Source organism: Rosettibacter sp. KY25 (genome assembly GCF_057554405.1).
In genome coordinates this window covers 1-9,845 of record NZ_BAAJAO010000039.1, presented here as the reverse complement: position 1 = coordinate 9,845, position 9,845 = coordinate 1, and the positions used below count along the sequence as shown (strand labels likewise).

Annotated in this window: 8 protein-coding genes; all 8 read right to left on the bottom strand. The window is 33.4% G+C overall.

The genetic code is table 11. The features are described from left to right. The coding region (locus tag AC27L2_RS13390; protein ID WP_487212271.1) for an ACT domain-containing protein at positions 1-118 on the bottom strand (118 nt) is incomplete at its 3' end. A 1-nt stretch (position 119) separates the two neighbouring features. Next, entirely contained in the window at positions 120-1,838 is a 1,719-nt protein-coding gene (ilvB, locus tag AC27L2_RS13385) for a biosynthetic-type acetolactate synthase large subunit (RefSeq protein ID WP_487212269.1), read from the bottom strand. 17 nt (positions 1,839-1,855) lie between these two features. Then, on the bottom strand, positions 1,856-3,538 hold the full coding sequence (ilvD, locus tag AC27L2_RS13380) for a dihydroxy-acid dehydratase (RefSeq protein ID WP_487212268.1): 1,683 nt from the start codon (positions 3,536-3,538) through the stop codon (positions 1,856-1,858). 414 nt (positions 3,539-3,952) lie between these two features. After that, the gene (locus AC27L2_RS13375; protein WP_487212267.1) at positions 3,953-5,857 is read right to left on the bottom strand and encodes a right-handed parallel beta-helix repeat-containing protein; all 1,905 of its coding nucleotides are present in this window, start codon (positions 5,855-5,857) and stop codon (positions 3,953-3,955) included. 81 nt (positions 5,858-5,938) lie between these two features. Next, positions 5,939-6,382, bottom strand: coding sequence for a hypothetical protein (locus AC27L2_RS13370; protein WP_487212266.1), 444 nt, complete (start codon positions 6,380-6,382; stop codon positions 5,939-5,941). A 44-nt stretch (positions 6,383-6,426) separates the two neighbouring features. Next, the gene (locus AC27L2_RS13365) at positions 6,427-7,965 is read right to left on the bottom strand and encodes a YifB family Mg chelatase-like AAA ATPase (protein WP_487212265.1); all 1,539 of its coding nucleotides are present in this window, start codon (positions 7,963-7,965) and stop codon (positions 6,427-6,429) included. A gap of 111 nt (positions 7,966-8,076) precedes the next feature. Further along, positions 8,077-8,571, bottom strand: coding sequence for an NADH-quinone oxidoreductase subunit NuoI (gene nuoI / locus AC27L2_RS13360; protein WP_487212264.1), 495 nt, complete (start codon positions 8,569-8,571; stop codon positions 8,077-8,079). Positions 8,572-8,595: 24 nt separating this feature from the next. Further along, positions 8,596-9,627, bottom strand: coding sequence for an NADH-quinone oxidoreductase subunit NuoH (gene nuoH / locus AC27L2_RS13355; RefSeq protein ID WP_487212263.1), 1,032 nt, complete (start codon positions 9,625-9,627; stop codon positions 8,596-8,598). Positions 9,628-9,845 lie beyond the last annotated feature (218 nt).

Here is a 9,845-nt window from a genome sequence, read left to right as displayed (position 1 = left end):
CTTCAGTTTCTCCAATAGAAATTGAGTGAATGTTATAACCTTTGGCGCTGAACATTGTAACAACGCGATTAAATGCGCCAAACTTATTTTCGACTAAAGCTGAAATTACGTGTAACATATTAGAACATCTCCTTTGGGTCTAATCTTCTAATTATCATGTCGCTGATTGATGCACCAGCTGGAACAATTGGGAAGACCATATCTTCCTTAACTACTTTGAAATCGACAAGTATTGGTCCATCGTTATAAGAAAGTGCTTCTTTAAGAACTGGTTCAACATCGCTTATGCTGCTTACAGAATAGGCTTTGATATCAAATGCTTCTGCTAATTTCACAAAATCTGGATTACTATCAGATAAGTCAGTAAAGCTATATTTTTCTGCATGAAACAATTCCTGCCATTGACGAACCATTCCAAGGAAAGAATTATTTATTATGAAAATTTTAATAGGAAGTTTATGATAAGCAGCCGTTGCAAGTTCCTGCATATTCATTTGAAATCCGCCATCGCCCGTAATACACAAAATTGGTTTATCTTTAACAGCAAAAGCAGCTCCAATTGCGGCAGGCAAAGCAAATCCCATTGTTCCCAATCCTCCACTTGTAATATTAGTTCGAGGATGATTGAACTTATAATATTGAGCGACCCACATTTGATGCTGTCCTACATCTGTAACAACAATGGCATCTCCGTGAGTTAATTCTGAAAGTTTTTCAATTACATATTGAGCTCTTAATCTTCCATCGGACATATCGTATTCAAGCGGACATTCTTGTTTCCATGTTTCAATTTGTTCCCACCATTCTGTTAAATCAGGTTTTTCAGAAATTTCAGCAGCAAGTTCTGCCATAACATGTTTAACATCTCCAACAATTGGCAAATCAACTATTACATTTTTATCAATGCAAGTTGGGTCAATATCAACATGAATTTTATATGCATTTTTTGCAAAAGTATCAACCTTACCTGTAACACGGTCATCGAATCTTGCACCAAGTGATATTAATAAATCACAATTGTTAACTGCTTGATTTGCCCAATAAGTTCCGTGCATTCCAAGCATGCCAAGAGATTGAGGGTCTGTACCAGGAAAAGCACCAAGACCTTGGAGTGTCATAGTAACAGGAAGATTATTTTCTTTAGCAAGAAGATATAATTCACGATGACCGCCTGACATAATAACACCACCACCAACATAAAGCAAAGGTCTCTTCGATTTTTGAATCATCATTGCAGCTTTTTTAATTTGATTCTGATGACCATATATTCTTGGTTTATATCCTCTTAATTCAACTTTGTCAGGATAATTAAATTCTGTAATGCTATTAATAACATTTTTTGGTAAATCAACTACAACGGGTCCAGGTCTTCCTGTTGATGCAATATAAAATGCCTGTTTAATTGTAGTTGCTAATTCTGATATATCACGAACAAGAAAATTATGTTTTGTTATTGGTCTTGTAATTCCACAAATATCTGCTTCTTGAAATGCATCGTTACCAATTAAGTGAGTTGGAACTTGACCTGTGAAAACAACGATTGGAACAGAATCCATGTATGCATCTGCAATTCCTGTTACAGTATTTGTAGCACCTGGGCCAGAAGTAACAAGCACTACACCAACTTTTCCTGTTGCCTTAGCATAACCTTCAGCCATATGAGTAGCACCTTGCTCATGACGAACAAGTATATGCTTGAGAAAGTCAATATCATAAAGTCTTTCATAAATTTTTAAGACTGCACCTCCAGGGTATCCAAATATATATTCAACTCCTTCCCTTCGGAGGCATTCAAAAAATATATCTGCACCAGTCATATTTTTTTTCTTTGTGTTCATTGAAACCTCTTAATTTATTAATCTGGTAAACTTAAAATTGCACCTGTGTAAGCTGAAGTAACCATTTTAGTGTATCGTGCTAAATAACCTTTAGTAATTTTTGGGTTGAACTTTGGTAATTCATTTAATCTTTTTTGAATTTCTTCATCACTCAATTCAACATTTAAAGAGCAATTAGGAATATCAATCGAAATAATATCTCCATCTTTCAGGGCTGCTATTGGACCTTTCTCTGCAGCTTCTGGAGAAACATGACCAATGCAAGCTCCTCTTGTTCCACCTGAAAATCTTCCATCAGTAATCAATGCGACTTTGTCACCCAATCCCATTCCCATAATTTCACTTGTTGGAGCTAACATCTCGGGCATACCGGGTCCACCTTTAGGACCTTCATAGCGAATTACAACAACATCTCCTGGTTTTACTTTACCACCTCTAATTCCTTCGATTGCTTCATCCTGTGAATTAAAAATTACAGCAGGACCTCTAAATACAAGCATATTTTCATCAACTGCACCCGATTTTACTATAGCACCTTTTGGGGCTAAGTTACCGAAGAGAATTGTAAGTCCTCCGGTTTTTCTAAATGGTTCTTCAATACTTCTAATGACATTTCTATCTTTCACTTCAGCATCTTTAATATTTTCACCTAAAGTTTTTCCAGTTACAGTTGGTCTTGACAAATCAAGAACCCCATCAATTTTAGAAAGTTCTTTTAAGATAGCAGGAATTCCTCCGGCTCTATCTACATCTTCCATATGAACATTTTTTGTAGCAGGAGAAACTTTGCAGATGTAAGGCACTTTTTCAGAAAGTTTATTTATTTCTTCTAATTGAAAATTAATTCCAGCTTCGTTAGCAATTGCAAGTGTATGAAGAACTGTATTTGTGCTTCCTCCCATAGCCATATCAAGAGCAAAAGCATTCAAAATTGATTCACGAGTAATAATATCGCGAGGTTTTAAGTCAAGTTTTATAAGCTCCATAATTTTACGAGCTGCTTCTTTTGCAAGCTCATGTCTTTTTGGATCAACAGCAAGAATAGAGCCATTTCCTGGCAAAGCAATGCCAAGTGCTTCCATCAAACAATTCATAGAATTAGCAGTAAACATTCCGGAACATGAACCACAAGTTGGGCAGCTGAAGTCTTCAAGTTCTTTCAATTTCTTTTCATCTATTTGGCCAGTAGAAAATTTTCCAACACCTTCAAAAACAGAAATTAAATCAACTACTTCTCCAGATGGAGTGAGTCCAGATTTCATTGGTCCGCCAGAAATAAAAATTGTTGGGATATTAACTCTTACTGCACCCATAATCATTCCTGGGACAATCTTATCACAATTCGGGATACAGATTAAAGCATCCAATCGATGAGCTTCAACAACAGTTTCGAGGCTGTCGGCAATCAACTCGCGGCTTGCAAGAGAATACCTCATGCCAATATGTCCCATTGCAATTCCATCATCAACGCCGATTGTATTGAATTCGAACGGAACACCGCCAGCTTTTCTGACTTCTTCTTTTATAATTTTACCGAACTCCTGAAGATGAACATGTCCAGGAATTAAATCGATATAAGAATTACAAATACCAATAAATGGCTTTTTAAAATCTTCATCGGATTTTATTACTCCTGTTGCTTTAAGCAAACTCCGATGAGGAGCTTTATCAAAACCTTTTTTGATTAAATCTGAACGCATAAAACCTCTTTAATAATTTATTAACCAAACATCTTTAGATATACCTCAGGGACTTAGTCAATCCCTAATTTTTTTTATGAATTTAAATTTTGTTTAGGGATTGACTAATTAGTATTAGCCTAGAATAATAATTAGGTTAATAATTAGAATTGCAATCCCGAGGATGAGAATATCTAAAGATGTGTTAACTACAAAATTTGCACGGTTGACTTCGATGAGCAATTGCTGCCCGTTTTGTTTTTGATGTAATGCGATATGTTTACTATTGTCAACCATAATTTATGTGCAATTATAATGTATTAATTCATTTATGTCAAGTGTTAAGAAAAATTTTGAATAATTATTCACAAAAATGAATTTTAAAATACTCTTGCTCGCTTTTAGAAATTCTTAATGACCTCATTTATTCAAAATTTATTTTTCAATTGGCGGATATGCACCAATATAATTTTTTGATTCTTTTGACCGCTTAATAATTTTTTTAACATTTACATCTAAATTCATTCCTGAATATGCGTCAGGAAAAGAACTTAATATTCTGTAATCACCTAATTCAAGAGATTTGAATAACGGGAAATTATAATCATTATAGTATTTACTATGATTTTCGAATTGAGGATGAAGATTTTTTAGTTCATCCAAATTTTTCAATGCAATTTGACATCTTTCATTTTTAATTGGGCTCCAAAGAATTAAAGTATTTTCGTTTTGATTTGATTTGCGCACATAAAAATTATAATCAAGACTTTTTAATTGAGGTTGATTTAATTTATCACACAATAAAGCAGGCTGCCATACATAGAGCAAGGGTCTATTAAAATTACTATCACCAAACAACAAATTATTTACAAAAATGTGACCTTCTCGTTTATCAACATCAGGACCTGTGCTTGCGTGCCAGCCAAAGTGGTCGCCAGCTGCAACACGAGCATTACGTGAAATACATGCTGTGCTGTTAATAAATGTGTTGTTATATATCTGCGCATTGGAGCTATTTAATATCCAGATTCCATGGTCACAGTTCACGAATACATTATTTGCACAAATTACACCTTTCGAAATTTCAAAGAAGAATCCATTATCACTGGGCCAAGGTTGATTTATGTTTAACTCAGTTTTATTATTTCCAACATTTTCAACCCAGTTATTAATAAAAACTCCATCTACGTTTCCTACATCATACCAAATTCCATTTGAATATGGCAAATCGATTACAAGATTGTCGTTGCATGTAACTCGATGACATTGATTAAAAATTTTCACAGCTGCAGGATAATAACCTGTAATCCTTTCAATATTATTTCGGGTAAAAATATTTTTCTCGAGTAAAACATCATTTGAGCTAATAATATAAATTCCTTCTGTACTTGTATCGCTAACTTTGCAATTACGAATTGTCAAACTATCACCTCTGATATATCCAGCAACTCTCGAACAAAAAGATATTTCACAATTTTCTATTAATGTTCCTACAACATCTTTTCCAAATGTTTTCTCATCAGCTAAACCTTCTGGTTCTGTGCCCTCTATTTCAATTGCTCGATATGCATATTGAGTGAATTTAATGCCTCGAATAATTGGTCCCTTTTTATCTGAAACTTTTCCATTTACTTCTTTTGTAGTTCTTATTAAAGCTCCATCAAACGCTGTTATTTCTACGAGTTTGTTAGTCGGATCGGTGCCAATGTAAATTGTTTTAGTTTCATAATCGATATAAAAAGAATTTTCATCAACTTCTCCTTCCCATCCTGCAGACTGTAAAAACTTTCCATTTACAAAAACCATATCATTATTAAATCTATGCAATGGAGTTTTCTTTCCTTCTCTATCACGTATCCACCAATCAGCAGGTTTTGAAGGAAACAATCTTTCCCATTTTGTTATCCATAAACCATTACCTAAACTCTTCCAATTATCAGCAATGTAAGTTCCTTTAAAAATTGGTTGTTCATCTTTATAAGGTTGAATAATAATTCCTTGATTAAAAATTAAATTCCCAGTTCTATAAACACCACCTCTTAAAATAATTGCATCTCCTGTTTTTGCTTTTTGTATTGCAGATTCAATTGTAGTTGGATTAGAAATTGATTCCCCAGAATTTTCTGTTTTGCCATCTGGCGCAACAAAATAAATTTTACCGGAAACTTTTGGAATTTCATAAACTTTATAAATTGGACCATAAGGGCCACCTGATGGCTGAGCTGATATTTGATTATTAATTGCAAAGTTGATTACTAATACAAAGAATAGAATTAAATATTTCAAATGAAATTTAGAAGATAAATTTAGTGAGATGAAATTTTGTAATGAATTATTCATTTTATTATCCCTTACAGATTTTTAGTACTTCCTAAATTCAAAATAGAAATAATTGTTAATAAAAAACAATCTGCTTCTGAATTATTTATTTAAAATACTTTCTTTAATTTTTTTTACTTCTTCCAAAAATTCAGGGAGTATCTGCGTCTTTGTATGATAATCAAGCATTCCAAAGTTTAGGGTAAACACTTTTTGTTTTGTCTTTATCTTCATTAATTTCTTACTTATTTCCAAATCTAAAATTTCACTTTTATTTATCGTTATACTTTTTTGATACCAATTATTTTTGAAACTAATAGAGTCTTCATCAATCATTATGAAATAAGGATAAAGATACTTTAAAAATTGAATCAAAGTATAGAATAAAACAATAATTCCAAAAAGTAATTGAATAATACCAAACACATAATTTGTTTTTTTCATAATTGAACAAATTCCTTGAAATACAAAAATGGAACCCATCAAAGAATTTATTGATATATTGAACTTTGGATAAGGCACAGAACTTAAAATTATTTTTTTCATAAAGCCTCCAGTGTAAAAATTTATGTTATTGACTCAGATTAAAATTAATGTCCCCATAGTTCTCTATCCAATGCTCTGTATTGAATTGCTTCGCTGATGTGTTGAGGAAGTATATTTTCTGAGTTTTCAAGGTCTGCAATAGTTCTGCTAACTTTTATTATTCTATCATAAGCACGAGCAGAAAGTCCCAAGCGTGTCATAGCCATTTTCAATAATTCTTCGCATTGACTGTCAAGTTTACAAAACTTACGGATTTCTTTTGTGCCCATGTGAGCATTGCAGTAAATATTTTTTAATCCAGCAAATCTTTTTAATTGAATCTGTCTTGCTGCAACAACTCTTTTTCTTATATCTTCAGATTTTTCTCCTGAAGATGCAGAAGATAATTCCTTAAATTTAACAGGTGGCACTTCGATGTGGATATCGATTCTATCAAGTAATGGTCCAGAAATTTTTGCCATATACTTTTGAATTTGTGAAGTTGTGCATGTGCATTCTTTTGATGGGTCAGTGAAATAACCGCAAGGGCATGGATTCATTGCAGCTGCAAGCATAAAGTTAGCAGGAAATTCTAAAGACATTTTAGAGCGGCTGATTGTTACTTTTGAATCCTCGAGAGGCTGACGTAAAACTTCCAGAACATTTTTTTTGAACTCTGGCAATTCATCTAAAAACAAAACTCCGTGATGAGCAAATGAAACTTCTCCTGGTCGCGGAATACTTCCTCCTCCTATCAATGCAGCATCACTCACAGTATGATGCGGACTTCGGAAAGGTCTTTCTGTAATTAATGCTTTATCTCTTGGGAGTATTCCAGCAACTGAATGTATTTTAGTAGTTTCAAGAGCTTCTTCAAATGTTAGTGGAGGAAGAATTGTTGGTAATCTTTTTGCAAGCATTGTTTTGCCAGAGCCGGGTGGACCAATCATAATAATATTATGTCCTCCCGCGGCAGCAATTTCAAGAGCTCTTTTTGCATTTTCCTGGCCTTTAACATCCGAAAAATCGATTTGATAATTATTTACTTCTGCAAATACTTCATCTTTATTTGTGTAAACAGGTTCAAAATGATTATCTCCATTGAGAAATTGAATGACTTCATTCAAGTTATCCATCCCATAAACATTAATACCATCTACAATAGAAGCTTCTTTTACTGATTCTTTAGGTAAAATTATATTTTTAATTCCCAATCTTTTAGCTTCAACTGCGATTGGAAGCCCACCTTTAATTTTTCTCAATGTTCCATCAAGTGATAATTCACCGAGCAATAAAGTTTCTTCGAGTAAATTTTGATTTACAATTTCATTAGCTGCAAGAATTCCAATTGCAATCGGCAGGTCGAAAGAACTTCCTTCTTTTTTAATATCAGCTGGTGCCAGATTTACTGTAATTTTTTTTAGTGATATATCGATGCCGGAATTTTTTAGAGCTGCTACTACACGTTCTTTGCTTTCTTTTACTGCGTTATCTGGCAAGCCAACAATTGTAATTGAAGGGAGCTGCTTTTCGCTGTGAGTTTCTACTTCAACTTTGTATGCATCAATTCCAAAAGTAGCTGCTGAGATTACTTTTGAAAACATATTATTTTTATATTATTTACAAAGTAAAACTATTAAAAAAAATTCCCTCATCGACTTGATAACTTTCAATGTAACTTTAAGAATCTTATTCAATATAACAACAAAATAACTTCATTTAAATCTTCTTAAGAACTCAATTCTATCGCGAAGTTTTTCAACTGGAACAAGTAATTTATCTTTCCCGAAAATTGCATCTTCACGATTTGTGAAAACTAATTCATAATCTTTACTCATAACAATTGCTTCTTCAGGACAAACCTCTTCGCAGAATCCACAGAAGATGCAACGCAGCATGTTGATTTCAAATTTCTGAGGGTATCTTTCTTTTTCGAATTCTGTTTCTGCTGCTTGAACTTCAATTGCCAATGCAGGACAAACACGCGAGCATAATCCGCATGCAACACATCTTTCCATTCCATTTTCTTCTTGAACTAAAACTGGTCGACCTCGATAAGATGCAGGCGGTTCAAATTTTACTTCTGGATATTCCATTGTAAATTTGGGACGAAACATATTCTTCAGTGTAAGAATCATCCCTTTAATAATTTCTACGATATATATTCTCTCAAAAAAATTTAAATCCTTTTTTCTCTTTTTGACTGCCATGATTATCTTTTCTCCTTTATGGGGTTACAACTTAAATATCATTATTAATAATGCAACCCAGACAATATTTAATAACGACAATGGAAACATAACTTTCCAGCCTAAATTCATCAACTGATCATATCGAAATCTTGGGATACTCCATCGAACCCAGATAAATACAAAAAGCATAAATGCAGTTTTAAATAAGAAAGCACCGATTTGTAAAATTGTTGTTAATGTTGTGCTCAATCCTAATTTATCAATATAAGGAATTTGCCACCCGCCAAGATAAAGCGTAACAATAAGGCAGCTTGCAATTATCATATTTGCATATTCTGCTAAAAAGAAACCAGCAAACTTGAATGAACTGTATTCTGTATGATAACCTCCAACAAGTTCTGGTTCTGCTTCAGGTAGGTCAAATGGTAATCGATTTGTTTCTGCGAATGCAGATACAACAAATGTAATAAATCCAATCGGTTGAAGAATTGCATTCCACATCCAGCCGTATTGTGCATTAACTATATCAATTGGTCTTAATGATTCTGAAATTAATAATACTCCAGCAATTGAGAAGCCCATAGATACTTCATAAGAAATCATTTGAGCAGAAGAACGAATTCCTCCAAGCAAAGAATATTTGCTTCCAGAAGACCATCCTGCAAGTGTAATTCCATAAACTCCAAGTGAAGTTAATGCAAGAACATAAAGAATTCCGATATTAACATCAGCGGTAACTAATTTAATTTCATATCCAAATAAATTTATTGAAGGTCCAATTGGAACAACTGCATAAGTAGCAAATGCTACAAAAAGTGAGATTGCTGGAGCTAGTGTATGTAAAGTTTTATTTGCTGCTTCCGGAACAATATCTTCTTTGAGCAGTAACTTAAAAACATCTGCAAATGGTTGAAGAAGACCTTTGTAACCCACACGATTTGGACCTATGCGATTTTGTGCCCATGCACTAATTTTTCTTTCAAAGTAGACCATGTATGCAACGGACAATAATAATGTTGTCAATGCAATTAAAATCTTGACGATGGTGATAATTACTATTTCCCAGATATTCATTATTTGGAACTCCAATAATGTTTAATTAAGCATTGTAAATATTCTAAATTCTTAATTGAGATTCTTCAATACGTTAAGAATAATTTTTTGCCATTACTTTTTGAGATTCTTCGTCCGCCTGCGGCGGACTCAGAATGACATAACGTTTTCTTTTTTTACTCTAATAGTATTAATTCTTTTCTGTCATTCTGAAGGAACCCCGCCTTTGCCGGGGTGCC